This window comes from Methylobacterium sp. WL7 (assembly GCF_008040085.1).
Classification (GTDB): Bacteria; Pseudomonadota; Alphaproteobacteria; order Rhizobiales; family Beijerinckiaceae; genus Methylobacterium; species Methylobacterium mesophilicum.
The window spans coordinates 1-25,987 of sequence record NZ_VRVG01000024.1 but is presented as its reverse complement, the minus strand read 5'-3'; the positions used below and the strand labels follow the sequence as shown (position 1 = coordinate 25,987).

28 protein-coding genes and 1 pseudogene are annotated in these 25,987 nt (G+C 70.3%); 14 read left to right on the top strand and 15 right to left on the bottom strand.

The features are described 5' to 3' along the window. Positions 1–154: 154 nt before the first annotated feature. Positions 155–877 (top strand): phosphate signaling complex protein PhoU, encoded by a 723-nt coding sequence (gene phoU / locus FV233_RS09150; protein ID WP_147854454.1) that lies wholly within the window; start codon positions 155–157, stop codon positions 875–877. 174 nt (positions 878–1,051) lie between these two features. Beyond that, a complete protein-coding gene (phoB, locus tag FV233_RS09145; protein ID WP_147854464.1) occupies positions 1,052–1,747 on the top strand; it encodes a phosphate regulon transcriptional regulator PhoB in 696 nt (231 codons plus the stop codon). 20 nt (positions 1,748–1,767) lie between these two features. Here the strand turns inward: phoB and FV233_RS09140 are convergent, their stop codons facing one another. From FV233_RS09140 to FV233_RS09130, 3 genes are all read right to left on the bottom strand, one after another. Continuing rightward, a complete protein-coding gene (locus FV233_RS09140) occupies positions 1,768–3,921 on the bottom strand; it encodes a protein-disulfide reductase DsbD domain-containing protein (RefSeq protein WP_187278080.1) in 2,154 nt (717 codons plus the stop codon). Positions 3,922–4,570: 649 nt separating this feature from the next. Further along, on the bottom strand, positions 4,571–4,870 hold the full coding sequence (locus tag FV233_RS09135) for a hypothetical protein (RefSeq protein ID WP_147897287.1): 300 nt from the start codon (positions 4,868–4,870) through the stop codon (positions 4,571–4,573). A gap of 120 nt (positions 4,871–4,990) precedes the next feature. Next, positions 4,991–6,823, bottom strand: a complete 1,833-nt coding sequence (locus FV233_RS09130; protein ID WP_147897286.1) for an aminopeptidase P family protein — start codon at positions 6,821–6,823, stop codon at positions 4,991–4,993. Positions 6,824–7,004: 181 nt separating this feature from the next. Between FV233_RS09130 and FV233_RS09125 the strand changes: the two genes are divergently transcribed. Then, the gene (locus FV233_RS09125) at positions 7,005–7,265 is read left to right on the top strand and encodes a hypothetical protein (RefSeq protein WP_147854805.1); all 261 of its coding nucleotides are present in this window, start codon (positions 7,005–7,007) and stop codon (positions 7,263–7,265) included. Between the two features lie 38 nt (positions 7,266–7,303). Here FV233_RS09125 and FV233_RS31100 read toward each other — a convergent pair whose 3' ends face one another. After that, complete coding sequence (locus FV233_RS31100) at positions 7,304–7,492, bottom strand: Rmf/CrpP family protein (RefSeq protein ID WP_147854804.1); 189 nt, start codon at positions 7,490–7,492, stop codon at positions 7,304–7,306. Positions 7,493–7,522: 30 nt separating this feature from the next. Further along, positions 7,523–8,443 carry a 50S ribosomal protein L11 methyltransferase gene (locus tag FV233_RS09115; protein WP_147854803.1) on the bottom strand — a complete coding sequence of 307 codons (921 nt, stop codon included), beginning with the start codon at positions 8,441–8,443 and terminating at the stop codon, positions 7,523–7,525. 279 nt (positions 8,444–8,722) lie between these two features. Here FV233_RS09115 and FV233_RS30220 point away from each other — a divergent pair, with 279 nt between their 5' ends. The 4 genes from FV233_RS30220 to modB all read left to right on the top strand — a co-directional run bounded on the left by FV233_RS30220 (position 8,723) and on the right by modB (position 10,836). After that, entirely contained in the window at positions 8,723–8,866 is a 144-nt protein-coding gene (locus FV233_RS30220; RefSeq protein ID WP_187277708.1) for a hypothetical protein, read from the top strand. 140 nt (positions 8,867–9,006) lie between these two features. Next, the gene (locus tag FV233_RS09110) at positions 9,007–9,228 is read left to right on the top strand and encodes a hypothetical protein (protein WP_246689943.1); all 222 of its coding nucleotides are present in this window, start codon (positions 9,007–9,009) and stop codon (positions 9,226–9,228) included. Positions 9,229–9,315: 87 nt separating this feature from the next. Continuing rightward, positions 9,316–10,125 carry a molybdate ABC transporter substrate-binding protein gene (gene modA / locus FV233_RS09105; protein WP_147854801.1) on the top strand — a complete coding sequence of 270 codons (810 nt, stop codon included), beginning with the start codon at positions 9,316–9,318 and terminating at the stop codon, positions 10,123–10,125. Between the two features lie 18 nt (positions 10,126–10,143). After that, positions 10,144–10,836 carry a molybdate ABC transporter permease subunit gene (gene modB, locus FV233_RS09100; protein WP_147854800.1) on the top strand — a complete coding sequence of 231 codons (693 nt, stop codon included), beginning with the start codon at positions 10,144–10,146 and terminating at the stop codon, positions 10,834–10,836. A 38-nt stretch (positions 10,837–10,874) separates the two neighbouring features. Here the strand turns inward: modB and FV233_RS09095 are convergent, their stop codons facing one another. Continuing rightward, complete coding sequence (locus FV233_RS09095) at positions 10,875–11,531, bottom strand: glutathione S-transferase (protein ID WP_147854799.1); 657 nt, start codon at positions 11,529–11,531, stop codon at positions 10,875–10,877. Between the two features lie 65 nt (positions 11,532–11,596). Here FV233_RS09095 and modC point away from each other — a divergent pair, with 65 nt between their 5' ends. The 3 genes from modC (at position 11,597) to FV233_RS09080 (ending at position 14,920) form a co-directional block, all read left to right on the top strand. After that, positions 11,597–12,703, top strand: a complete 1,107-nt coding sequence (modC, locus tag FV233_RS09090; RefSeq protein WP_147897285.1) for a molybdenum ABC transporter ATP-binding protein — start codon at positions 11,597–11,599, stop codon at positions 12,701–12,703. 190 nt (positions 12,704–12,893) lie between these two features. Then, a complete protein-coding gene (locus FV233_RS09085) occupies positions 12,894–13,271 on the top strand; it encodes a TadE/TadG family type IV pilus assembly protein (protein ID WP_238260034.1) in 378 nt (125 codons plus the stop codon). Beyond that, on the top strand, positions 13,268–14,920 hold the full coding sequence (locus FV233_RS09080) for a TadG family pilus assembly protein (protein ID WP_147897284.1): 1,653 nt from the start codon (positions 13,268–13,270) through the stop codon (positions 14,918–14,920). Before FV233_RS09085 ends, FV233_RS09080 begins: the two co-directional genes overlap by 4 nt. Before the next feature lie 3 nt (positions 14,921–14,923). Here FV233_RS09080 and FV233_RS09075 read toward each other — a convergent pair whose 3' ends face one another. From FV233_RS09075 to FV233_RS09060, 4 genes are all read right to left on the bottom strand, one after another. Then, the gene (locus tag FV233_RS09075) at positions 14,924–15,181 is read right to left on the bottom strand and encodes a hypothetical protein (protein WP_147897283.1); all 258 of its coding nucleotides are present in this window, start codon (positions 15,179–15,181) and stop codon (positions 14,924–14,926) included. Between the two features lie 151 nt (positions 15,182–15,332). Continuing rightward, positions 15,333–15,521, bottom strand: a complete 189-nt coding sequence (locus tag FV233_RS09070; RefSeq protein WP_187277805.1) for a hypothetical protein — start codon at positions 15,519–15,521, stop codon at positions 15,333–15,335. A gap of 197 nt (positions 15,522–15,718) precedes the next feature. Beyond that, complete coding sequence (locus FV233_RS09065) at positions 15,719–16,999, bottom strand: phosphatase domain-containing protein (RefSeq protein ID WP_147855921.1); 1,281 nt, start codon at positions 16,997–16,999, stop codon at positions 15,719–15,721. Between the two features lie 23 nt (positions 17,000–17,022). After that, positions 17,023–17,421, bottom strand: coding sequence for a DUF3775 domain-containing protein (locus FV233_RS09060; protein WP_147855922.1), 399 nt, complete (start codon positions 17,419–17,421; stop codon positions 17,023–17,025). A gap of 320 nt (positions 17,422–17,741) precedes the next feature. Here FV233_RS09060 and FV233_RS09055 point away from each other — a divergent pair, with 320 nt between their 5' ends. Continuing rightward, positions 17,742–19,187 carry a hypothetical protein gene (locus FV233_RS09055; RefSeq protein ID WP_187278082.1) on the top strand — a complete coding sequence of 482 codons (1,446 nt, stop codon included), beginning with the start codon at positions 17,742–17,744 and terminating at the stop codon, positions 19,185–19,187. Positions 19,188–19,247: 60 nt separating this feature from the next. Then, positions 19,248–20,570 (top strand): HlyC/CorC family transporter, encoded by a 1,323-nt coding sequence (locus tag FV233_RS09050; RefSeq protein WP_147855363.1) that lies wholly within the window; start codon positions 19,248–19,250, stop codon positions 20,568–20,570. Positions 20,571–20,878: 308 nt separating this feature from the next. On the opposite strand, the gene FV233_RS09045 is transcribed toward FV233_RS09050, so the two are convergent. Continuing rightward, on the bottom strand, positions 20,879–22,267 hold the full coding sequence (locus tag FV233_RS09045; RefSeq protein WP_147897295.1) for an aminotransferase: 1,389 nt from the start codon (positions 22,265–22,267) through the stop codon (positions 20,879–20,881). Positions 22,268–22,400: 133 nt separating this feature from the next. Between FV233_RS09045 and FV233_RS09040 the strand changes: the two genes are divergently transcribed. Both FV233_RS09040 and FV233_RS09035 read left to right on the top strand, forming a co-directional pair. Then, on the top strand, positions 22,401–22,961 hold the full coding sequence (locus FV233_RS09040; protein ID WP_147897281.1) for a hypothetical protein: 561 nt from the start codon (positions 22,401–22,403) through the stop codon (positions 22,959–22,961). A 40-nt stretch (positions 22,962–23,001) separates the two neighbouring features. Beyond that, the gene (locus tag FV233_RS09035; protein ID WP_147897280.1) at positions 23,002–23,496 is read left to right on the top strand and encodes a glutathione peroxidase; all 495 of its coding nucleotides are present in this window, start codon (positions 23,002–23,004) and stop codon (positions 23,494–23,496) included. A 286-nt stretch (positions 23,497–23,782) separates the two neighbouring features. Here FV233_RS09035 and FV233_RS09030 read toward each other — a convergent pair whose 3' ends face one another. From FV233_RS09030 to FV233_RS09015, 4 genes and pseudogenes are all read right to left on the bottom strand, one after another. Then, positions 23,783–24,088, bottom strand: coding sequence for a hypothetical protein (locus tag FV233_RS09030; RefSeq protein WP_147897279.1), 306 nt, complete (start codon positions 24,086–24,088; stop codon positions 23,783–23,785). Positions 24,089–24,220: 132 nt separating this feature from the next. Beyond that, positions 24,221–25,009 carry an ATP12 family protein gene (locus tag FV233_RS09025; protein ID WP_147897278.1) on the bottom strand — a complete coding sequence of 263 codons (789 nt, stop codon included), beginning with the start codon at positions 25,007–25,009 and terminating at the stop codon, positions 24,221–24,223. A 48-nt stretch (positions 25,010–25,057) separates the two neighbouring features. Further along, positions 25,058–25,714 carry an HAD-IA family hydrolase gene (locus FV233_RS09020; protein ID WP_147855358.1) on the bottom strand — a complete coding sequence of 219 codons (657 nt, stop codon included), beginning with the start codon at positions 25,712–25,714 and terminating at the stop codon, positions 25,058–25,060. A 31-nt stretch (positions 25,715–25,745) separates the two neighbouring features. Continuing rightward, a pseudogene (locus tag FV233_RS09015) lies at positions 25,746–25,987 on the bottom strand (hypothetical protein); the annotation flags it as partial.

Below are 25,987 nucleotides of genomic sequence, written 5' to 3'. Positions count from 1 at the left end.
TCGCATACCGAAAGCCGATCCGCTCCGCATCATGACGTGAACTACGCAAGGGACTGGGTACCGGGAAACGCACATCGGTATCCGTGATCGCAGCGGCGGGTTTCCGCCAGACCTCGCGGATCAAGGTTTGCGGGACGCCATCGAAGGATCCACCATGCCCGGCCATATCGTCAGTTCTTACGACACCGACCTGGATGACCTCCGCCGCTCGATCTCCGAGATGGGCGGCGTCGCCGAGAAGATGGCCGCCGAGGCGACCGACGCCCTGGTCCGCCGGGACGATACGCTCGCCCAGGCGGTGATCCTCGCCGACAAGCGCCTCGACGCGCTCCAGCGCGACATCGAGGAGCGGGCAGTCCTGCTCATCGCCCGGCGCCAGCCGCTGGCGATCGATCTGCGCGAGACCATCTCGGCGATCCGCGTCTCCGGCGATCTGGAGCGGATCGGCGATCTCGCCAAGAACGTCGCCAAGCGGGTCGTCGCGATCTCCGATCAGGCGCCCGCGCAGAAGATCGTGCTGGGCGTGCGCCATATGAGCGACCTGGCGGAAGCCCAGCTCAAGGACATCCTCGACGCCTATGCCAGCCGCGACATCAAGGCGGCCTACGATGTCTGGGAGCGGGACGGCGAGATCGACGCCCTGTACAATTCGCTGTTCCGCGAACTCCTCACCTACATGATGGAAGATCCGCGCAACATCTCGTTCTGCACGCACCTGCTGTTCTGCGCGAAGAACGTCGAGCGCATCGGCGACCATACGACCAACATCGCCGAGACGATCCACTACCTCGCCACCGGCGAGACGCTGGCGGGGGAGCGGCCGAAGAACGACGCGTCGAACTATGCGACGGTCGGGCCCTCCGCCCCGGCCCCGTGACATGCGGGTCGCGGTGCCTCTGCAGCGCGCACTCCACCTCGTGGGACAAATCCCGAGTGGAGTGGCGCGTGGGTTGAGGGATTGCGGCGCCTACTGCACCATCGGCGCGTCCGGGCCCTCCGGCGCGGTTGAGTCGATGCGTGCCGAATTCGGAACAGGTTATCGAACGTGAGCATGCAAGTCCTGATCGTCGAGGACGAGGAGGCGTTGACCACCCTGCTGCGCTACAACCTGGAGGCCGAGGGCTTCCTGGTAGATTCGGCGAGCCGCGGTGACGACGCGGAACTGCTCCTGGCCGAGCGCACGCCCGACCTGGTCCTGCTCGACTGGATGCTGCCCGGCCTCTCCGGCATCGAGCTGTGCCGTCGCATCCGGGCCCGACGCGAGACCGAGCGGCTGCCGGTGATCATGCTCACCGCTCGCGGCGAGGAGGGCGACCGGGTCCGCGGGCTCGGGACCGGCGCGGACGACTACATCGTCAAGCCGTTCTCGGTGCCGGAACTGCTGGCCCGGGTTCGGGCGCTGCTGCGCCGGGCCAAGCCGGCCCACGTCGCCGACCGTCTGGCCGCGGGCGACATCGAGCTCGACCGCTCCGGCCACCGGGTCCGACGCGCCGGCGAGGAACTCCATCTCGGACCGACCGAATTCCGGCTGCTCGAATTCCTGATGCTGGCGCCGGGCCGGGTGTTTTCCCGGGAACAGCTCCTCGATGGAGTCTGGGGCCACGACGTCTATATCGACGAGCGCACCGTGGACGTGCATGTCGGGCGTTTGCGCAAAGCGCTCAACGCCCCGCGGCAGGCCGACCCGATCCGCACCGTGCGGGGCTCGGGCTATGCCTTCGACGAAACGTTTTCCCTCGAAGCCTGAACCCTTCCTGCTCGTCGCAATCAGCGCACCAGCGCCGCGCTCTTGCCGGACGCGGCCGGCACCGCCTCCAAGGCCGCCAGCACCGTTCCCTCGGTGAGGATCTGCGGCAGCACCTGCGGCTCCCCAGCGCCCGTGTAGAGTAGGTACAGCGGCACGCCGCTGCGCCCATGCGCCTCAAGCAGGCGGGTGATCTCGGGGTTCTGGTTGGTCCAGTCGCCCTTCAGGTAGGTGACGCTCCGATCCTTCATGGCGGCCCGCACGGCCTTCGTGGACAGCGAGGTCGTCTCGTTGACCGCGCAGGTGATGCACCAGGCGGCGGTCATGTTCACGAAGACCGGCCGCCGCGCGTTCACCAGGGCGTCGAGACGCGCCTGCGTGAACGGCTCGACGCCGTCGGCGGCGGCCTGGGCGGCGGGCACGGCCCGGTCGCGATCGAGGCTCAGGGTCAGCGCCGCGACGGCGGCGACCGTGAGCAGCGCGACGCCCTGGACGATGGGGCCGACCCGCGGGGCCGCGGCGCGTCCGTGCTCCCAGGCCCAGGCCGCGAAGCCCACCAGCACGAGGCCGATCAGCGCCGCCAGCAGCCCCTGCGGGCCGACCTGCTGGGCCAGGACCCAGATCAGCCACGCCACCGTGGCGTAGACCGGGAAGGCCAGAACCTGCTTGAGGGTCTCCATCCAGGCCCCCGGCCGCGGCAGCGCCCGCAGGGCCGGCGGCCACAGGGTCAGCGCTAGGAAGGGCAGGGCGAGGCCCAGGCCCAGGCAGGCGAACACCGCAAGCGCGACGCCGGCGCTCTGGGTCAGCGCGAAACCCACGGCCGAGCCCATGAACGGCGCCGTGCAGGGGGTCGCGACCAGGGTCGCGAGCACGCCCGTGAAGTACGAGCCGCTCAGGCCCGAGCGCCGGGCCAGCCCGTCGCCGATGCCGGCGAGCCGTCCGCCGACATGGACCACCCCCGACAGGCTCAGGCCCATGGCGAGCAGCAGATAGGCGAGCCCGGCCACCACGGAAGGCGATTGCAGCTGGAAACCCCAGCCGATCGCGGCCCCGCCGCCCTTGAGGGCGAGCAGCAGGCCGGCGAGGCCGAGGAAGCTCGCCAGCACGCCCGCCGTGTAGGCGAGGCCGTGCAGGCGCACGCGCGCCGCGCTCTCGCCGGCATGCCGCACGAGGCCGAGCACCTTGATCGACAGGACGGGGAAGACGCAGGGCATCAGGTTGAGGATCAGCCCGCCCAGGAAGGCCAGGCCCGCCGCGGTCGCCAGGGTCAGCGCGTCGAAAACCGGGGCGACCGGTTGGGCTGCGGCGGAAGCCTCGGGCGCAGCCGCAGGGGCCGGCAGCACCGGCTCGTCCCCGTACGCGAAGGCGAGGCGGTGCGTGCCGCCGCCGGTCTCCTCGTCCACGGTGAGCACGCCCGGCAGGGCCGCCGGTGCCGGATCCGTAGGGGTGCTCCGGGCGAGGGTGAGGTGCAGTCCGGATTCGTCGACGCGCATCACCTGGGCGGCGGCGTTATCGATCGCGGTCTCGGAATAGGGGAAGAACGATGCGGCCTTGATGGTCTCGGGCTTGAGGCCGGGCGCGGCGAAGTCGAGCTGCAGGGTGTCGCCCTGACTCGAGAGTTGCAGCGGCCAGAGCGCCGGGGTGGGCAAGGCGGTGCGGGCGCGCTCGAACAGGGCGGCCTGCTCGGCATCGGGCCGGGGCTCGCCCACCGACAGGGTGAGGGCGAGGTCGGCGGAGCCCGGGACGCATTCGGTCTCGCAGACCAGATAGGTCAGCTTGGCCTGGATCCGCACCGGATCGGCCGGGTCGAGGCTCGGCGGCGGCGTGACCGGCACGAGCAGGGTGACCTCGCCCTCGTATCCGTAGTTCATCAGCGTCGCGATCGCGATGCGCTCGGGGGCCGGCCACCGGATCGCGCCCGCGTTAAAGCCCGCCGGCAGGGTCCACGTCACCTCCGGCGGCAGGCCGGAATCGCCCGGATTGCGCCAGTAGACGTGCCAGCCCGGCTTCACCTGCATCCGCACCGCCAGGGTGAACGGCTGCGCCCCGGCCACCGCGACCGGCTCGGCCACGAGGCTCGCCCGCACGAGGTCGGGCGGCGTGCGGAACCCCTGCGCGGACGCAGCCGACAGGCTCGCGGCGAGCATCAGGAGCAGGAAGGCGAGGCGGCGGATCATGCTGTCCCTTCGCGCGCGGGGCCGTCGCGGTTTCACCCGGATGTCTTCGGGACCGGCGCGGGCTTTTCCGTGACGAGGCCTCTTATAGCGCGGGGGTCAGCGCCCTGTCCTCCGCTCAGCGCGGTGAGGCCGAGACCATGACGCCGCTGGGATCGCTCAGCGGGGCTCGAACAGGATGAGATTGAGGAACGCCCGTCGCTGATCCGCCCTCAGATGGGCCAGCCGGTTGACCGCGGATCGGGCCGTCTGGAGGGCCGCCCGCGCGTCGGTTTGCATAGAACGACAGGGACGGATCGTAGTCGGCGGCGTGCCGCTTGTCCTGCAACTCAATTACCGGCCGGGCTATCGTTCGCATATAAACATCGAACCCGCCGATGGGTTCGCAAGATTTGATCTTCTGTTCGAGATTTTTTCAATTTATTCGCATAGAATTCTCAATCGCTGATGGGATATTGAGCGATAGGCCAGGGTCCCAATAGGACTTCCTCGCACGCTTCTGCCGACCACCTCATCAACTGCGGCAGTCAAGATCGCGTGAAACAATCCGTAGTAGACATTCGAAAATGCCCGACGCAACTCGGCTTGACGTAACGAGCCACGATCGATTTGAAGAAGAAAAGCATCTGCCTGTACGAACAGATGGTCAGGATTAATCAGCGTCAAGTTCGTCAAGCTCGCGCTGTTCAGCGTACTGGACGACGATACGCAACGGCTCGCCCGCCTTCCGCAAAGCTTGGCTGATAGCTAGGCCGGCATCGAGCAGCTTGTCGCCGTCGACTTGGTCCGTCGCGTCGTCCGAGACGATCAGTTGGACGCGCCTGACGTCTTCGCCGTCAGACCCTTCCATATCGCCGAGGCAAACTTTCTGCACCAGAGCGCTCCCGAAGGACGCATTGGCAGCCTTTTTCGCGACCTCGGCGAGATCCTGTGAGCGTCGGGGCATGGTCAAGCACCCTCGAAAAGCTTGGCCGCGCGTTGCTTGAGCGAACGAGGTCCACCAAGCGGTCTGTCTACTCTGTCGTGCTGCCTGCGCCTGCACAAGGGCGCGCCCAGCAAAGCCTCCCCGCCCTCAACCCGCCAGCGGCGCGGTGGCGCGTTCCAGCCACACGCGGGTTCCGGCATCGACGAGCGGTGCCAGGGTGTCGCGCACCCGGGCGTGATAGGCGTCGATCCAGGTCCGCTCCTCCGGCGCGAGCAGGTCCGGGCGGATCAGCCGCCGGTCGTAGGGAGCGAGCGTCAGGGTCTCGAAGCCGAGCATCGGGCGCTCGCCACCAGGGATCGCGCGCGGCTCGACCAGGACGAGGTTCTCGATCCGGATGCCGTAGGCGCCGGGCGCGTAGTAGCCTGGCTCGTTCGACAGGATCATGCCGGGCTCCAGCGCCACGGTCCCGGTCTTGGCGATGCGCTGCGGCCCCTCATGGACCGACAGGAAGGCGCCGACGCCGTGGCCGGTGCCGTGGTCGAAATCCAGTCCCGCCTGCCAAAGCGGCGCGCGGGCGAAGGCGTCGATCTGGGCGCCGGTCGTGCCCTTCGGAAACACCGCCCGGGCGATGGCGATGTGCCCCTTCAGCACACGGGTGAACCGCTCGCGCATCGCCTCCGTCGGCTCGCCGACCGCGACCGTCCGGGTGATGTCGGTGGTGCCGTCCGGGTATTGCGCCCCGGAATCGATCAGGAACAGCTCGCCAGCCCGCACGGTCCGGTCGCTGGCACGGGTGACCCGGTAATGTACGATCGCGCCGTTCGGGCCGGAGCCCGAGATCGTTGGGAACGACACGTCGCGCAGGTCGCCGCCGGCTGCGCGGAAGTCTTCCAGGGCCTCCACGGCGGCGATCTCGCTCAAGCCCCCCGCGGCGGCGGCGCCGTCGAGCCAAGCCAGGAAGCGCACGACGCTCTCGCCGTCGCGCATATGGGCGGCGCGGGCGCCTTCGATCTCGGCAGCGTTCTTGACCGCCTTCATGGCGGTGATCGGGTCCTTGCCGACATCGGCGGTCCCGCCCGCGGCCTCGATCTTCTCCTTCAGGGCGACGGCGCCCGTCGCGGCATCGACCCGCACGCGCACGCCGCTGAGCGAACCGAGCCCGTCGTCGAGGTCGGCCCGCGACAGGATCTCGGCGACCGGCGCCAGGGCCGTGCGCAGAGCCGGATCGACGTTTGGCGAGACCAGGAACAGCCGTGCCCGCCCTTCGCGCGGAACGATCGCGTAGCCGAGCGCCAGAGGGGTATGGCCGACATCGGAGCCGCGCAGGTTGAACGCCCAGGCGAGGTTGTGCGGGTCGGAGATCACAAGGGCATCGCAGCCGCCCTCGGCCAGGGCCGTGCGCACCCGGGCGAGCTTGTCGGCGACCGACTCACCCGCGAACGCCTGGGGATGGGGAACCACCGGCCCGGCCGGCGGCTTCGGACGGCCTGCCCAGACGGCGTCCACGAGGTTCGGCACGGGCCGCACCGACCCGCCCGCCTTCACGGCGGCCCGCTCCAGGCGGGCGACGCCGTCCGACGTGTGCAGCCAGGGATCGTAGCCGAGAACCTGATCGCGCTTGAGGTTGTCGGCGATCCAGGCCTCCGCGGTCGATTCGGCCAGCGGCACCACGGTGACGACCCCGGTATCGACTTGTTCGGGTGCCTGCAGGGTGTAGCGCCCATCGACGACCAGGGCGGCCGACTCGATCAGGATCAGGGCGGTTCCGGCCGAGCCCGTGAAGCCGGTGAGCCACGCCAGCCGTTCCGCGTCGGCCGGCACGTATTCCGACTGGTGCTCGTCGGCCCGGGGCACCACGAACCCGTCGACGGCGGTCTCGCGCAGGGCCGCGCGCAGGGCCTCGATCCGCTCCGCACCCTTGCGATGGCTCGGGTCGTCGAAGGTCTGGAACCGGGGGCGGGTCGGGCTTGGCTCTGTCATGCGCGGACCCTATCGCCGGCCGGTCCATCGTCGCAACCGGGCGGAATCGACGCGCGGATCGCGCGCAGCCCCGCTTTTCGAACCGTCCACCCACCTTTCGGATGATGCTCGCAGGCGTAACCTATGGTTTAGAGTCGCGCGCAATCTTATCACGCCAGTTCTTTGCCCTATCTCCCAGGTCATGCCACGCCGCGTCTTCTACCGGATCAGCGACAGACCCGACGGTCTCTTCGACGCCATCACCACGATCGAGCCGGATACGGTGATCCGGCGCGACGGCTTCGCGTCGCTCGCGGAGGCGGAGGAGTGGGTCGAGGGTCTGCGTGTCTTGATGGCCGCGCTCGGCGCCCCGGTCGCACACGCGGACGGTGCGGACAGCCCGGTCGCCGAGACGTTGCCGGAAGGATGGAGGGGGCCGGGACGGCTCCGGACCGCGCGATAGCGCAGGGACTGCCTGGGATTTCCGGCGGGGCGCCGGAATCAGGCGTCGGCGATCGGCAGATCCGGGGCTTTGCCGGAGGGTACGCCGTTATAACCCTCCAGCCAAGCGATGCGATCGGATGAGTCGGCCGGGTAAGGACAGGAATCTTTCGGTCGGCCCCGGGCCCGGGCCTGCGCGCCCTCGGTGATGGGATCGGATGGCGGATCGGGACGCGGAATCTGGCTCATGCCCGGGCAATGCGCGGCCCGGATCCCGGTTCAGCGCCGGGGCCGCTTCGCCGCACCGCCGCGGGTCAGCACCAGGGCGACCCAGCCCTCGATCAGGCCGCTTCTCACGAGATGGAAGCCCTGGTGGCGATAGGCCGAGAGCACACCAGACACGTCGCGTTCGATCAGGCCGGACAGGACCAGCACGCCCGCGGGGGCGACCACACGCGACAGGGTCGGGGCGAGGCGGCGCAGGGGCCGCGCGAGGATGTTGGCGAAGACGAGGTCGAAGTGCCGGGTCCGGTCTGCGAGCCGATGGCGCACGCCGGGGCCCTCGTAGAGCTTGAGATAGGGTCCGAGGCCATTGAGGCGGGCGTTCTCCCGGGCGGTCCGGACCGCCTCGCCGTCGAGGTCGCCCGCCACCACCGGCTGCCGCAACGCCTTGGCGGCCGCGAAAGCCAGGATCCCGGTCCCGGTGCCCACATCCAGGACACGCGCCGGACGCCGTCGCTTCAATTCCGCGACCAGCGCCCGCAGGCAACCGAGGGTCGTGCCGTGATGGCCGGTGCCGAACGCCAGGGCCGCCTCGATCTCGATCGGCAGGTCGTTGCCGCGCACCGCATCGCGGTCATGTGCGCCGTGGACGAGGAAGCGGCCGGCCCGGACCGGATTCAGCCCCTCCAGGGATGTCCGGACCCAATCCCGCTCCTCGATGGTGCGGAATTCGGCGACGTCCGCCTCGTCCCCGATCACCGGACGGATCAGATCGCGGACGTAATCCTCGTCCGGAGCGTCCGCGAAGTAGGCCTCGAGCCGCCAGGTGAAGCCATCCGCATCCTCGAACGCCGCCACGGCGGTCTCGGTGGGATCGAACATCTCGCCCAGCAGATCGGTCATGGCCCGGGCCGACCGCTCATCGGTCGTCAGGCGCAGGATGTGAGTCGGGCGGTGGGGTGGCAGACCTTCGAGCATGGTGCCGGGCTGTAGCCCCGGAGCGCGCCGCATCACAGGGGCAGATGCGAAAAAAACCGCATCCGGCGCCGCGATCTCGCCACGTCGGAGGCGAGGATTGCCGATTTGTTGCTGCGTCGACACATCTGACAATCGCCGGACCGAAATCGATTTAAATCAGTTTCCGTGCAGGATTTCGCTGATTACAACAGTCTCGGCTTCCCCAAGGCCAGACCCTCAACTCTGGCGCGCCGCGCTTCGTGTGCCGGCGCGCCCGTTTTGACAGATGACAGCGTCGCCATGAATTCACCCCTGCTCGTCAGCGTCGCCGTCACGCTCACGACGACCCTCGTGGCCACGCTGTGGGCCATCCTGGTCGCGGCCGGGATGAGTCCGGCGCCCGAAGCCGAGCAGCACGGGCGGCGCGACATTCGGACCTGGTGAGGCGGTCCACGCACTCCGGATTCGCTGCGGGCGGCGCCTAGGAATGCGGCAGGGTGTCCAAGCGTTAACCACAGAATCCACAGATCGCCCACGGAACTGGCGACTGGGGCCGACGTTTTTGCCGGCTTCCGCCAGATTGCGTGATCAAGCAGGGTGCGTACAGCGTGACCAAGCCCAGGCGTTCCGGACCGCGCGAGCCCGTCATCGTCAACGATGGGGCGGTCCGCCCTTTACCCCGTGAACGGCTCTTCGGCGGACCGGCGCCGGACGGCCCGCTGCCGGGCCATCTGCTGGTGCTGCTGAGCCGGCTTCACCGGGCCGAGGCGGCGCCACGGGAGCGCCGGGAGACGTCGCGCAACTGAACGGCGCTTGGCCCGCCGGGGCGCCGCACTTAAGGTCCCGGGCGCAGGCGGCCGGTTCACGGGTCGCGCCAGGGGATGCCCGAGCCGATGCCACCCACCCGACGGATCCTGACGCTGCTCGCCGTGCTGGCCCTCGTCCCGGCGACAAGGCCGGCCCGAGCGGCCGATCCGGTGGTCGTCTTCGCCGCAGCGAGCTTGAAGAACGCGTTGGACGACGCGGCGGCCAGCTGGACGAAGGAAACCGGTACGAACACCCGGATCGCGTATGCGGGTTCGAACGCCCTGGCCAAGCAGATCGAGGCCGGGGCGCCGGCCGACCTGTTCATCTCGGCCGACCAGGCCTGGATGGACGACGCAGAGAAGGCCGGCAGCCTGAAGCCCGGCTCGCGCGTCGACCTCCTGCGCAACGCCCTGGTGCTGATCGCGTCCGGGCCGAAGGATGCCGGCTCCGACCCGGAGATCGCCCTGGCGCCGGACCTCGGCTCGACGCTCACCCGGATCCTCGGCGGCGGCAAGCTGGCGATGGCCACGATCGATGCCGTCCCGGCGGGCAGGTACGGCAAGGCCGCCCTTGAGAAGCTCGGGGCCTGGGACGCCGTGAAGGGGCAGGTCGCCCAGGCCGAGAACGTGCGCGCGGCCCTGCTGCTGGTGGCCCGCGGCGAGGCGCCGCTGGGCATCGTCTACGCCACGGACGCCGCCGCCGAGCCGGGCGTCCACGTGGTCGCGACCTTCCCGTCCGACAGCCACCCGCCGATCGTCTATCCGGCCGCGCTGATCAAGGATTCGCGCAACCCCGATGCAGCCGCCTTGCTGGCGTATCTGCGCGGCCCGGCGGCAAAGGCCTCCTTCGAGCGCCAGGGCTTCAGGGTGATGGGCAAGCCCGGCGCCAGCCAGTAGCCGCCCGCGTCCAAGGTCGTGTTCGACCTCCCCCCCGACGCCTGGAACGCCGTCGCCTTGAGCCTACGGGTGGCGAGCGTGGCGACCCTCGCGAGCCTGCTGCCGGGGCTCGCGGTGGCGTGGCTGCTGGCGCGACGCCGGTTCCCCGGGCGGGCGCTGCTCGACGGGCTGGTCCACCTTCCGCTGATCCTGCCGCCGGTGGTGACAGGCTACCTGCTGCTGCTGGCGCTCGGCCGGCGTGGATTCCTCGGGAGCGCGCTCGCGGAGATCGGCATCGTCTTCGCCTTCCGCTGGACCGGGGCCGCGCTCGCCTGCGCGGTGATGGGATTCCCCCTGATGGTGCGGGCGATGCGGCTGTCGATCGAGGCGGTCGATCCCAGACTCGAGCAGGCGGCCGGCACCCTCGGGGCGAGCCCGCTCGTCGTATTCCTCACCGTCACGCTGCCCCTCAGCCTGCCGGGCTGCATTGCGGGTGCCGTGCTGGCCTTCGCCAAGGCGATGGGCGAGTTCGGGGCGACGATCACCTTCGTGTCGAACATCCCCGGGGAGACCCAGACCCTGCCCTCGGCGATCTACACGCTGACCCAGGTCCCGGGCGGGGAGGGGCCGGCCCTGCGCCTCACCCTGATCTCGGTCGCCCTGTCGGTGACGGCCCTGCTGGTCTCGGAGTTCCTGGCGTCCCGCGCTGCGCGCCGGTTGCAGGCGGGCTGATGGCGAGACGCCAGACCGCCGCCCCGTGCAACCGCCGCTCAGGCGTACGCATAGGGGCCGCCCCGCTCCAGCGCCGCTCGGTAGGCCGGGCGAGCATGGATCCGCGCGAGCCAGGCCGTGACCCGCGGCCCGGTCCCGGTCCCGCGGGCTGCGAAGGCCTCCAGCGGGAAGCTCATCATGATGTCGGCCGCGGTGAACTCCCCGCCGCAGAAGAACGGCCTGTCGGCGAGTTCCCCATCCCAGAACGCCGCGTGCCGCCGCAGATCCGGATCGACGAAGCTCTTGAGCACCGTGTCGGCGATCCCGCGGACCAGGGGCCGCAAGGCCCAGGGGCTCTGCGGAGCCAAGCGACCGAACACCAGCTTGAGCAGCAGCGGTGGCATGGCCGAGCCCTCGGCGTAGTGCAGCCAGTAGGTGTAGCGCCCGCGCTCGGGCGTTCCCTGGGCGGGCACCAGAGCGCCGCCGGCCCGGTCGGTCAGGTAGGTGACGATGGCGCCGGTCTCGGCCACCACCGTTTCCTCCTCCGTGATGATCGGCGCCTTGCCGAGCGGATGGAGGGCGATGAGGTCCGGAGGCGCCCGCATGGTCTGCGGATCTCGATCGTAGCGCTTCACCGTGTAGGGGAGGCCGAGTTCCTCCAGCAGCCACAGCACGCGCTGCGAACGGCTGTTCTCGAGGTGGTGGACCGTGATCATCGTGCAAGCTCCGTAGCCGGTGCCAACGCGCTGCGCCGCCGCCCGTGCCGCGGGAGGTACGGGCTATGAGTATCACCGTCGACGTACAGCTCCGGCGCGGCGCCTTCGCGCTGGATGCGGCCTTCGCCGCGGGCCCGGGACTGACCGCCCTGTTCGGGCGTTCGGGATCGGGAAAGACGACGCTGATCGACCTGATCGCCGGGCTGGCCCGGCCGGATCGTGGTCGGATCGTCGCCGGCGGGGCGACGCTCGTCGACACCGCGGCGGGCGTCTTCCTGCCGCCGCACCGGCGCCGTGTCGGGGTGGTGTTCCAGGACGCCCGGCTGTTCCCGCATCTGAGCGTGCGGAGCAATCTCGGCTACGGCCGCATCTTCGCGCGCCGGCCCGCCGACCCGGCCGGCTTTGCCGCGGTGACCGAGATGCTGGGGATCGGCCATCTCCTCGACCGCCGCCCCGTCGGCCTGTCGGGGGGCGAGCGCCAGCGGGTCGCGATCGGGCGGGCGCTGCTCGCCAAGCCGCGCCTGCTGCTGATGGACGAGCCGCTGGCGGCCCTGGACGAGGCCCGGAAGGCCGAGATCCTTCCGTACATCGAGCGCCTGCGTGACGAGGCCGGCGTGCCGGTCGTCTACGTCAGCCACGCGGTGGCCGAGGTGGCGCGGCTCGCGACCACGGTGATCGTGCTGGAAGCCGGGCGCGTGGCGGCGGCCGGCCCCGCCGAGGCGATCCTGCGCCGGTCCGATCTGGTGCCGGTCCACGAGGCGGAAGCCGGCGCGCTCCTCGACATGGTCGTGGCGGGGGCCGATCCGGAAACCGGGCTGACCCGCCTGACCGGCACGGCCGGGCAGCTGCTGGTGCCGGGCCTGGCGATGCGTCCGCCCGGAACGCGGCTGCGCGTACGGATCCCGGCCCGCGACGTGCTGGTGGCGACCGAGCGGCCTCGAGGCCTGAGCGCCCGCAATATCCTCTCCGGCCAAGTCGCGACCGTGACCCCGAGCGGCGCCGACGTCGCGGTGGAGATCGATTGCAACGGCGCGCTGGTGGCCGCGCGGGTCACGGCGGCGGCGGTCCGCGAACTGGGCTTGACCCCCGGACGCCCCGTTCACGTCATCATCAAGAGCGCGACGTTCGACCCGTCGGGAATTGGAACGCTGCGACCGACGGTAGAAATTTAATCGTCCGTATTCGCCCGGAAACACTGGAATTCGGACGATGACCACAACCTTTGATTAGAGGATCGATGCGACCATGGGTTGTGCAGCCGCCGCGGCGGCTCGGCACCCGGAGGGCGTTTCGATGGGCTTGCTCCAAAGGCTTCGGTGTGGCGGTCGGTCCGGTTTAGCCTGCAGGAGCGGCAGCTCGGCGGTGGAGTTCGCCCTCGTCGCGCCGCTGCTGCTGATGCTGTTTGCCGGCATCACCGCCTTCGGAATCTGCCTGGGCGCCATCCACAACCTGCGTCAGATCGCGGCCGAGGCGGCCCGCGCCTCCATCGCGGGCGTCACCGATGTCGAGCGCGCAACCCTGGCGCAGACCATGGTGAACCGCAGCCTTAGCGGCGGCGCGATGTTCCGCCCGGGAAGCGTCGCCGTGCAGGTCGGGCCCGATCCGAGCGACGCAACGATCTACACGGTCACCGTCACGCTGGACGCCAACACCCTGGGGATCAACGTCTTCTCAAAGCTGATCCCGATGCTGCCCAGCGTCCTGCGCAGCAGCATCAGCGTCCGGAAGGGCGGCCTGTGAGCCGACTATGGTGGGCGGTCGCACGGGCGCGGCGCTTCGGCCAGGCCCGGGGCGGCAACGTGGTGATCCTCGTGGCGCTCGGCAGCTCCCTCCTGATGGGCGCCGGCGCCGTGGGGATCGATCTCGGCCAGGTGTTCCAGGCTCGCCGCAAGGCGCAGGGCGCGGCCGACATCGCCGCGATGCTCGCCGCCGTCGACCCGGCCAAGGCGGACACGGTGGCGCGCCGCTCGCTGGGCGACAACGGCTACGGGACCGCGCAGGCGACGGTGGCGACCGGCGGTTACGACGCCAGCGCCCCCAACGTCGCCCCCGGTAGCCGGTTCAACCCCGGAGCGAGCCCGGCCAACGCCGTGCGGGTCGGCCTGTCGACCACGGTCCCGGTGACCTTCGGCCGGGCGATCGGGCTGCCCGGCAGCGTGCCGATCCGGGTCACCGGCACGGCGGCCAGCGCGCAATTCGCGGCGTTCACGATCGGCTCGGGCACCGCGGGTCTGAGCGGCGGGATCGCCAACGCCGTCCTCGGGGCCCTGCTGGGGGCCAAGCTGTCGCTGGGCGTCAGCGATTACAACGCGTTGGCCAGCGCCAAGGTTGACGGCCTGCGCGTCCTCGACGCGCTGGCGGCGAGCCTCAACCTACAGGCGGCCAACTACACCGACATCGTGAAGGCCAACGCCAGCGTCGGGCAGATCCTGATGGCGATACGGGTCGCCGCGCAGGGCAGTTCCGCTACCGTGGCGGCCCTCTCGAGCATCCTCAACGCGCTGCCGAACGCCGGCAACCTCGTGCCGGTCGGCCAGGTCGATGCGCTGGGCGACGTGGCGGCCTTGGCCCCCGGACGCGGCCTGGCAGGCCCGTCAGTGCAGGTGATGGATCTCCTGGCCGCCACAGCGTCCCTGGCCAACGGGCAGAACCAGGTGGCGATCGATCTCGGCGCCACCGTGCCGGGACTGCTCTCGACCCGGCTGACCCTGGCGATTGGTGAACGCCGCCGCAGTTCCGGCTGGGTCCGGCCGGGAAGCCCGAACGCCACGGTGAAGACCGCCCAGACCCGGCTGCTGATCGAGGCTACGGTCTCGGCCCCGCTCGGGCTCGGAACCATCTACCTGCCGGTCTATGCCGAGGTGGCGTCCGCTCAAGGGACGCTGCGCACGCTCACCTGCTCAGGGTCAGGCGGCGGACGCCAGGCCACCATCGAGGTGCAGACCGGCGTCGCGACCCTGGCGATCGCGGCGGTGAACCGCGCCTCGATCAACGGGGGCACCACAAGCCCGGACCTGTCGCAGCCGGCCGTACTGATCGGGCTGCCGCTGATCAACATCGGCGGCCGGACGGTGACCAATATCGGCGCGACGACCCAGACGCTGACCTTCACGGAGGCCGATATCGCCAATCACACCACGCGCACGGTCTCGTCGGGTAACGTCGCCCAATCGCTGACCGGCAGCCTGCTGGGCAATCTCAGCCTCAACCTGAACGGCTTCGGGCTGACCCCGCTGCTCCAGACCTCCCTCGCCGCGACGCTCAGCCTCGCCGCCGCGCCCCTCGACCTGGTGCTCGATCAGGTTTTGCGCAGCCTCGGCGTGCGGATCGGCTACGCGGATGTCGAGATGGACGGCACCCTCTGCAGCCAGGCCGTGCTGGTGCAGTGACGATCAGGAGTGGCGGCGGACCGCGTAGCGGTAGCGGCGCCCCTGTTCGTCCAGCAGCTCGCTGTCCGAGCCTTCCTGCCAGACGACCTCGTCCTCCGGCGCCTTGGCGTTCGTGAGCGTCGCCCCGCGGACGATGTCGAGGCTCAGGCCGAAGCCATAATTGGTGGCCGCGGCCTCGGTGATCGCAGCCGAGATGTCGGCCTCGTCGGGCAGGCAGGCGAACAGCACGCCATCGGCGATCGCGAGGGTGTAGGTTTGCACGGATGGGCTCCGGAGATCGAGACGAGTGGGGGCCGGCACGCGAGCGCTCCAACTTAGGAGGCCCGCTCGGAACGAGAAGCGCGTTCTCTGAAATGCTGCATTGCAACATGGGGAGAGCGTCCCTCACCACAAGGTGCCGAGCCCCGGGCTCTCAGCGGGCCAGATGCGCGTTCAGGAACCGGGTGATCTCGCCGAACACCGCTTTGGTCTCCGGGGTGCCCGGGGCCGCGAGGTACTGCGCGTGCGATAGGCTCTCGAACCGTTGAAGACCGGCCTCGATCCCGGCCGCGCGCAACCCGCGATGCGTTCGCACCATGTTCGACGGGAACAGGTGGGGCATCCCGCCGATCACGATTGCGGTCGGCAGGCCGATGCAGTCGCCGTTGATCGGGCAGAGCCGCGGATCTCTTCAGTCATGCCCGGCAGCACCGGAGCCGCAGCACATTCCGGGATCGACCGCCGCACCAGGTTGCGATGCTCACAATGACGGTGAGGGCTGCCGCAAGCCCGAGAGATCGCCTGATCGCCCCCAAACCATCACAGCGCCGCTCGGGGCAGGGAGGCCGGGCGTTCCGGCTCGACCACGACGGTGGCCGGCACGGTTCCGTCGCCGACCAGGGCATCCGCAACGGCGTCGGGCGAGATCGCTGTCTCGCTGGTGGTCTCGCCGGGTTCGGCGGTGATCCTTGCGGTCTCGCGGCGCGGCGGGGTGTCGGCGCCGGCATGCTCGTCGGCGACCCGGGCCACCGCGTCCGCGGTGATCAGCCCGATCCCGGCCGCGTGCTCGGCCATGGCGACGCTGTCGGCGGCGAGCACGAGGCTGGAGCCCGCCCGGGCCACGGCCCCGGCGAGGCGAACGATCTCTTCCACCCGGGCGGCGTCGTTGGAGACGTTGCGGATGTAGACGGCGAGCACCCGCCCGGGATGCTCCTCGACGATCTGGGCGTAGACCTCCGGATCGTGCTGGCCGCTGTCGCCGATGAGCACGAACGGCAGGTCGCGGTAGAGCGACAGCATGTGGCGGATCAGCGCCTGCTTGTGATCGGTGGCCCGGCGCGGAAGCGGGTGCGTCCAGGACAGGCCCCATTCCCGCAGGAACAGCACCGGTCCCACCGGAATGCCGTGCCGCTGGAAGAACTCGGACAGCATCTCGTAGAGGCCCCAGGGGGCGCGGGACACGTAGAGCATCGGGTTGCCCTCGGACCCGCCGGCGCCCGCGTGCAGGGCCCGGTACAGGGCGGCGACGCCCGGAAACGCGACCCGGCTGTCGGCATCCTCCACGAACAGCCGCCAGAGCATCTTCAGCTTGTTGGCGACGCCGGTGTGCATCACCGTATCGTCGATGTCGCTGATCACCACGCAGCGGCAGCCGTCGGGCGGGATGAACACCGCGCCCTCGGCGGGAATCGGCGTCGTATCCTCCAGGACGAGGTCCACCGGGTGCCAGGCGCCGGGCTGGCCGGGCAGGTCGCGGGGGTGAAGGCGCAGGCGGAAATAGCCGTCGCGGTCGGTCTCGACCCGGGTCGCGTCCCCGCCGAACCGGGCTGTGATCGCAGCGCCCGCCACCGTGCGCCGGGCAATGCGCCGGCGCAGGTCGCGCCACTGCGCCCTGACGGAATCCGGGTCCTCTCCGGGGATCCCGGGCGATTGCCGGAACACCCGGCCGATCATGAAGATCTCGTCGCGCGAGCCGTAGCCGCGGTAGGGCTCGACGACGAGCCCGCCGAGGCCGGTGCCGCCGTGCCCTTGGGCGCGGCGGACCGGACGGGTTAGGACCCGCAGAGCCTTGGTGGCGCCGCGGCGGACCCGGGAAGCCATGGGGCCGGTCTCCGATGAGCGGCTCAGGCCTGCGGCAATTCGGGGGTCAGCCCCATCGCGTCGAGGCCTTCCTCCAGCAGGTCGCCGGCATCGGGCGCGCTCAGCAACTCTTTCACCGCGCCTTCGCCGGCGGCCTCGCGCTCGCGGGCGAAGCGGACCGCCTCGCCCCACTCCTCCGGCTCCATGTCGCCGCGGCCGACATACAGCAGGGCGAGCAGCTCGGCCCGGGCGTCGTCGTCGAGGCCCGCGATGGCGCCGCGGACCTCGGATTCCGTTGCGTCGTCGGTGCCCGAGGTGAGCACGTCGGTGGAGCCGTCGTCGATCGGGTTCGAACCCGAATCCGGATCCGTGTTGCCCTCCTTCACCTCGATGGCGCGCAGCCGCAGAACGATGTCGGTGACGGTCTCGACGGCGATATCCATGCGCTGGTCTCCGGACTCTAACGGGGTCGGACGTTTCCGCCCTCAAGCCGCGACAACGGGCGAGTGGCCGCCGGGTTCGCTCCGCCGAACGCGACAGGTGCGTCGCCGGCCTGGGCATGCGTGGTCCGCGCCACTTTCCGCTTGCCGGACCATAGGCTAGAGGCTGCCGAACCTTTCCAACAACCCGAACGACAGCGGCGATAGACGTGACATCTTTGAACGCCGCCGCGACGACGCCTGTCGATACCGTGGATTGTCAGTCAAACAACCTCGACAAGCCCCGGTGCCTGCCGGCGCGGGCGGCGGCGCTGCTCGGCGCCCTGGCGCTCGGCTTCACCGCAGCACCGCGTCCAGCCGAGGCTCGGGCCGCAGAGGCCAGCGCGCCGAGCTGCTACGTCACCGGGGGCGGCGGGCTGGAGATCTGCCGCGACGGGGCCGAGGCCGAGGGCGTGCTGATCGCGCCCGCGCCCTGCGCGTTCGTGCGCGGGGTCCAGATCCTGCGGCTGCCGCGCGCGGAGGCGCCTGGGCCGCTGCAGATGATCTTCCAGGGCCAGAGCCCGCTGGCGTCGCGCCGCCGGGACGAGCCCTGCCCGGAGCGGCGCGCCACCGACAGTCGCGACGGCGGGTCGCTCCGCACCGGGCGCAGCCCGGAGGCGCTGGCCACGACGCTGCCGCCTTCGGCCGACCGGTTCTGGGTCGATCTCCCCGAGGAGCGTGCGCGAGGCCGCGGCTGGTCCGAGCCGCTTCCCACCGCAGAGGGCATCGGCCCCCGCGACCCGATCGCGGTCTCGGGCCGCGATTGGGCCGGGGAAGCCTACAGCTACGTCTTTCTGCTCGGGCAGGAGCGGGTGAATGTCGGCGGCGCTCCGGACCCCGAGCCGGCGGGCCGGCGGCGCGGACGCCGCAAGTCCGAGCGGGACGAGACCGCCGACCAGCCGGCCGACATCCGGCGGCGGGTGCAGATCGCGGCCCGCACCCTCGACTTCCAGACCTTCGAGATCCGCACGCGCAGCCCGGACGGCTACGGGCTGGCCTGGACGCCGTTCACCCCGGGCGGCCGCGGCACGCCGCCAACCCCCGCCCCGGTGGCCGACGAGGCCGGCAAGCCGATCGCCTCGTCCTGCCCGGCACCGGCCTTCGAGACCCACGGGCTCGCCGGCTCGATCAGCATCGTCGACCGCACCTACCACTACGTCTACACGGACGTGCTGCCCGAGGATTGCGGGCTCGCCCCCGAGAAGCGCCGCACCGCGCTCTACTTGCGCACATCGCAGGACCTCTCGGCCGCGAAGGTCTGGTCGGCTGCGAAGAAACTCGCCGCGCCGCTGCCGCCCGGGAGCGTCGTGCGGGTGGCGCGCGCCAAGGGTATGCAGCGCTGGGCGGTGTCCTACACCTGCCAACGGCCGGCCAACGCCCCGGGGGGCCCCGTGGCCGATATCTGCCTGCAATACACGCCCGACATGGACCTCGACGGGATCGGGGCGCTCACCCTCTACGCCGACCCGGTGGAGGCCGGCCGCTCGCCGGCTTATCTCGGGCTGCGCTCAGGGGGCGACGGCACCGGCCGCTACGACCGCAGCGCGCATTTCTGGATGACGGACGCGCAGGGCAACCTCGACACCCCGGCGATCTACCCGGGCAAGGCCGGACTCCTGACCTGGCTCGACCGCCTGGCGCCGACGGCCTCAGGGCGCGATGCCTCGACCCTGTACGGGCGGCCGGTCTACTGGGCGACGTGGACGGTGCGCCGGATCGGCGCGCAATAACCCGAACGAGACGCTATATGGGCGGCCTTCCCGCTGCCCGAGTCGTGCCTCTTGGAACCGATGGACACCCATATCGACCTGTGGTTCGCCGCGAGCATCGTGGTGATCTCACTGCTGCTCTCGGCCTTCTTCGCGGGCGCCGAGACAGCCTTCACGGCCGCCTCCCGGGCGCGGATGCACGCCCTCGAACAGGCGGGCGACCCGCGGGCGGCGATCGTGAACCGCATCCTGGCGATCCGAGAGCGCTTCATCGGCGCGATGCTGATCGGCTACAACATCGTGGCGATCGGCGCCTCGGCCTTCACCACCAGCGTGCTCACCGCCCTGTTCGGCAAGAACGGCGTGATCTACGCGACCGTCGGCATGTCGGTGCTGGTCATCGTCTTCGCCGAGGTGCTGCCGAAGACGCTCGCCATCTCCAAGCCCGACAAGGCGGCCCTCCTGATGGCGAGGCCGGTGGCCTTCGCGGTCGCCATCATGGGCCCGGCGGCGATCTCCATCGAGCACCTGGTTCGGCTGATGCTGAAGCCGTTCGGCATCACCATCGGCGAGCACCAGTCGATCCTCACCGCTTCCGAGGAGTTGCGCGGGCAGGTGGCGCTGATGCACCGGGAGGGCGGCGTCGCCAAGGCCGAGCGCGACATGCTCGGCGGCCTGCTCGACCTGTCGAACCTGTCGGTCTCGGACGTGATGGTCCACCGCACCAAGATGCGGGCGATCGACGCCGACCAGCCCTCCGAGGACATCGTCCGGGCGGTGCTGGCCTCACCCTATACCCGCATGCCCCTCTGGCGCGGCACGCTCGAGAACATCGTGGGCGTGCTCCACGCCAAGGATCTGCTGCGGGCGCTGGACGCGGCGGGTGGCGACGCCTCTGGCCTGAAGGTCGAGGCCCTGGCGCTTGAGACCTGGTTCGTTCCGGGCACCACGTCGCTGCGCGCCCAGCTCAAGGCGTTCCTCACCAAGAAGACCCACTTCGCCCTGGTGGTCGACGAGTACGGCGAGGTGATGGGCCTCGTCACCCTTGAGGACATCCTGGAGGAGATCGTGGGCGAGATCGCCGACGAGCACGATGTCACCGTCTCGGGCGTGCGACCGCAGGGCGACGGCTCGGTCAACGTCGATGGCGGCGTCCCGATCCGCGACCTCAACCGGGCGATGGACTGGAACCTGCCCGACGACGAGGCCACCACCATCGCGGGCCTGGTCATCCACGAGGCACGGACCATCCCCGACCAGGGCACGGCCTTCAACTTCCACGGCTTCCGCTTCCAGGTGATCCGGAAGTCCAAGAACCGGATCACCACCCTGCGGATCACGCCGCTGACCGCGACCGGCATCCAGACCACCGCGCAGGCGGAGGCGCAGCGCGACCCGGTGTGAGGTGACTACGATCGAAACAGGTTTCGATCGTAGTCTCTCCAAGGCCAACACGCGCTTTCCCTCTTCCCTCTGCGGGCTACTGGACTCACCCATCGGGCTGGGCAACACGCGGGCAGGTGAGGCGCAGGTCCCCTCTCCCGTGCGGGAGAGGGACAGGGTGAGGGATGCGACCTCTCCGGAAAAACCTGGTCCCTCACCCCAGCCCTCTCCCGCACGGGAGAGGGGGCGCGTCGAGCCTCGCTCAACGCGTTGTGTGAACATCGTAGCCCGTGCAGGAGAGAGGGGCGCGTGTCGCGGCCCGGCTCTCCTCAGCCCAGCATTGCCTCCAGCCCCTCGGCACGGATCCAGTCGCGGGTGCGGTCGAGCGCCCGGCTCAAGCGATCGAACAGCGCGTCGATCTCGTCGGGGCTGATGATCAGCGGCGGGCAGACGGCGACCCGGTCACCGGTGAGCGCCCGCACGATCAGGCCCTCGCCCTGCGCAAAGGCGACGCAGCGGGCAGCCACGCCCGCCTTCGGCTCGTACTGGCGCTTGCTGGCCTTGTCGGCGACGATCTCCAGCCCGCCAATCAGCCCGATGCCGCCGGCCTCGCCGACGATGTCGTGCTCGGCCAGCGCCGCGAGCCGGCGCTGGAAGTGCGGCGCCTTCTCGGCCGCGCCCTCGATCACCCGGTCGCGCCGGTAGATCTCGATCGCCTTCAGCGCCACCGCGGCCGCCACGGGATGGCCGGAATAGGTGGTGCCGTGCCCGAAGGTGCCGAGTTTCTCGCTCTGGCCGATCATCGCCTCGTAGAGCGGCTCGTCGATGCTGACGCCGCCGAGCGGCATGTAGGCCGACGTCAGGGCCTTGGCGAAGGAGATCGAATCAGGCCGGATCCCCAGCGCCTCGCTGCCGAACCAGGTGCCGAGCCGGCCGAAGCCGCAGATCACCTCGTCGGCGATCATCCGCACGTCGTACTTCGTCAGCACCGCCTGGACCGCCGCGAAATAGCCGCGCGGCGGCACGATCGCCCCGCCGGCGCCCATAACCGGCTCGGCGATGAAGGCGGCCACCGTCTCGGGCCCCTCGCGCAGGATCGTCTCTTCCAGCTCGACGGCGAGCCGGGCCGAGTAGGCCTCTTCGGTCTCGCCGGGCTCGGCGCCCCGATAGAAATGCGGGCAGGACACATGCAGGAAACCCGGCAGCGGCAGATCCCAGTCGGCATGGTTCGCGGTCAGCCCGGTCATCGAGGCGCTGGCGACGGTGACGCCGTGATAGCCCTTCTGCCGCGCGATGATTTTTTTCTTGTTCGGGCGGCCCAACGCGTTGTTGTAGTACCAGGTCAACTTGACCTGGGTATCGTTGGCCTCGGACCCGGACGACGTAAAAAAGATCTTCGAGGTCGGGACCGGCATCAGCTCCTTCAGGGTCTCGGCCAGCTCGATCCCCGGATCGTGGCTGCGGCCGGAGAACAGGTGGGTGAAGGGCAGCCGGCCCATCTGGATCCGGGCCGCCTCGACCAGTTCCGCGTTCGAGTAGCCGAGCGCCGTGCACCACAGCCCCGACATGCCCTCGATGTAGGATCGGCCCTCCGTGTCGTAGACGTGGACGCCGTCGCCGCGCTCCAGCACCAGCGGGCCGGTATGCCGGTGAGCCGACAGGTTGGTGTAGGGGTGGAGCAGGGTTTCGACGTCGCGGGTCGCGAGATTCGAGAGCATCGTTCGCACCGTCCTCATGCCCAGGGGATCCGCCACACTACCGACCCGATGCCCGTGCAGGTAGTCCTGCGGCCCTGCGCCCGGCCTTTGCCGGATGCATGCCCCCGTGTTTGACCCGCGCGACGCACGATTCATGCTCACTTCCGGTCCTTCTCCCACCCTCGCGCCGGAAACCTTCGTGGCGCAGCCGGCCCCCGGCCGCGCCTGCGGCGCCTGCACCCTGTGCTGCAAGGTCTACGACGTGCCGGCGGTGGAGAGCGTCGCGGGCCAGTGGTGCCGCCACACCAAGGCCGGCCAGGGCTGTGCGATCCACGCGACGCGCCCCGACCATTGCCGGGCGTTCCACTGCCTCTGGATGACCGAGAGCTGGCTCGGCCCAGAATGGAAGCCCGACCGCGCCAAGATGGTGCTCACCCTGGACCCGCTGTCCCGCAACATGAACGTGCAGGTCGATCCCGGCCAGGCGAATGTCTGGCGCCGGGAGCCCTATTACGGCCAGCTCAAGCGCTGGGCGGCGGCCTCGGTGCCCCTCCGGCGCCACGTGCTGGTACACGTCAACAAGACCACCACTGTCGTCCTGCCCGACCGCGACGTGAGCCTCGGGGTGGTGGGGCCGGACGAGCGGATCGTCTCGCACGACCGGATGACCCCGCAGGGTCCGAGCTTCGACGTGCAGAAGGTGAAGGCCGCGTAACGCCCTTGCGGCATCCCGCCATTTGCCCGACTGATCGGGCATGACGACGATTCACGATTTCACCGTGCCGGCGGCGGACGGCAGCCCTTATCCCCTCGCGCGGCATCGGGGCGAGGTACTGCTCATCGTCAACACCGCCTCGCGATGCGGCTTCACCCCGCAATATGCCGGGCTCGAGGCCCTGTGGCGGGCCCATCGCGCCGAAGGCCTGACGGTGCTCGGCTTCCCCTGCAACCAGTTCGGCGCCCAGGAGCCGGGGGACGCGGCCGAGATCGCGAGCTTCTGCTCGCTGACCTACGACGTCAGCTTCCCTGTGCTCGGCAAGGTCGCGGTGAACGGCCCGGAGGCCGAGCCGCTGTTCGACCACCTGAAGCAGGAGCGCTCGGGGCTGTTCGGCACCAAGGCAATCAAGTGGAATTTTACAAAATTCCTGGTCGCGCGGAACGGCGCGGTGATCGCCCGGTTCGCGCCGTCGGCCAAGCCCGCCTCGCTTGAGGGGAAGGTCCGGGAAGCGCTGGCGCAGCCGGCGGGGTGAGACTTTTCGAGACCGCTGCTGCGTTTCCAGAGACCCACCTCAGACCCGTATTGCTACGCAAACCGCGTCCATCACTCTGTCATCCCGGGGCGCCGCAGGCGAGTCCGGGATCCAGCGCCGCCGGCATTGCAAGTGCTTGAGCTGTTGGTGGTTATGGATCCCGGGCTCCGCTTCGCGGCCCCGGGATGACAGGGCGGGGGATCGAACGCCTGGGAAACTTCGAAATTCGCGCGCGAATAACATTTCTCTGGGATGGCGAAGCCAGCCGCCCGACTCGAGCCCAGCCTTAAACGGGATCGAGATCGGTCTCCGCCAGCCGTCGAGTCTCCGCCGCCAGCCGCAGAAGGCTCCGCAGCGGCGCGATCCGCGACGGGCGCATCGCGTCGCGCAGGATGCCGACCAGAAACCTGGCCTCGGCGATCCTGTGCAGAGTGGTATCAGCGGCGCCGGCAATCAGCGCCTGCCGCTCCAACCGTGACAGGGCCGCGAACAGCGCCTGGCCCGCCGCGGCGTCGTCGGAAGACTGTCTGTCGGCCAGGAGCGCAGCCAACGCGTCTTCGAAACGACTGTCGTGGCAAGGATCGGCGCGCATGGGTTGGTCCGACGGCTGGAATAGCCGGACCCTAAGTCAATCCTCGCCGCCTGTCAGCCGGCGACACGATCTCCCACCAATGCGCCTAGGAATGTTGCGCAAGTGCATCTGCGCAATCCGCCCAGATCCGGCTCAGACGCTAACGATCAGCTCGGCCGCAGCCTCGAACTCCGCCCGGCGGATCGCCAGCCGCGCCTCGGCCTCGGCATCCCGGCCCCAGACGTCCGCCTGGTAGGTCTCGTCCAGATGGGCCGCATCCCAGGCCTCGGCCGGGCTGAGGCGGCCGCGCAGGACCGCGAGCGCGATCAGCAGCGAGCCGGTCAGCGTAGTCAGCGTGTGCAGTCCGGCCAGCCGGAACGGGCTTTCCACCGCCGCGACCGCATCGGACAGCGACCGGACCGTGTCGGGCGGCTGCGCGACATGCATCACGCCCTCGCTGAGGATCACCCGGGCTCCGAAGGTCTCGCGAGCCCAGTCGAGCACAGGGTCCCACGCGGCAGCCTGGGCCGAGACCAAGCGCTCCGGATCTCCGGCGCGATAGGCGATCAGGTCGGTGCCCGCATAGGCGCAGAGATCCTCAACCACGGCCGCGTGCCGGGGGGCCACACCGTCGATGCTGGTATTGGCGAGCCGTGTCAGCGGCATTCTGGCCGGATCGATCACCGTGTCCTGCGCGGCCCATTCGGCCGCGACCTTCTCAGCCAGCGCCCGAGTCGGCAGGCTCAGCGGGTTGCGGGCGGGCGTGTTGGCCGGACGGCCGTCGAGGGTCAACCGGAACCCGTCCGGGCCTTCGGCGAAGCCAGCCTCCTTGTAGAACCGGCGGGGCAGGGCGGGTTTGGCATGGCCGCGGGCCGCGCGTACCGGGTCGGGGCGTTCCCCGTCGCCCGGTTCGCCGAGCCACTCGTTCGTCACATCGCTCATGGATGCCAGATAGGTGCTTTCCAGGACGTCGGCGAGCCTCGTTGCAAGCTAAGTCTCACCCCCGGAGAACAACCCCTCCAGCGCGCCCGCGCTCGACACCACCGTGACCGCCCCGGCCCCGTAGAGGGCGCCGGCCGGGTGGTAGCCCCAGCCGACCCCGACCGCCACGGCACCGGCCGCGACGCCCATGCCGATGTCGAAGGTCGTGTCGCCGACCATGATGGTAGCGTCCGGGGTGCAGCCGGCCTCCGCCATCGCCTGCTGCAGCATGGTCGGGTCGGGCTTGGAGGGCGCGTCGTCCGCGCTCTGCGTGGTGGCGAACCAGTCGGCCCAGCCGTGATGGGCGATCAGGCGATCCACCCCGCGCCGGGACTTGCCGGTGGCAAGCCCGATCAGCACGTCGTCGCGGGCATGCAGACGCGCCAGCAGGTCGCCCATCCCGGGAAACAGCGGCTCTTCGTAGGCGGGGTCGACCCGCAGGCGATTGTAGGCCTGCTTGTAGCTCTCGGAGAGGTCCGCGATCGGCCCGTCCTCGCCGACGAGGCGCCGGAACGCCTGCGGCAGCGACAGCCCGACGACCGAGAGCGCCTCGCGCCGGCCCGGGGCGGGAAGGCCGTTCTCCGCGAAGGCGAGCCCCTGGGCGGCGACGATCAGATGCTGGCTGTCGACCAGGGTGCCGTCGACGTCGAAGACGATGAGCTTCATCGCCGCGCCGCATCCGGCCCGGGACGACCGGTCACGGCTTCCGGCCCGGCTGGGCCGGCTGGCCGGGATTCTGCTGCGCGGGCTGGCCATGCGTGCGCTCGTAGCCGAGCCGGCAGCGGATCAGGAACCGGCGGCGCTTGCCGCCGCGCAGGGCGCGCTGGTGAGAGGCGCGGTTGCAGGCGGCATAGGACCGCCGACGGCGCTCGGCCCGGGCGCTCGAAGCCGGCCGTTGGGCGGCTTGAGGCTGGGCCGCGGGCGGCGCGGGGGAGGGGC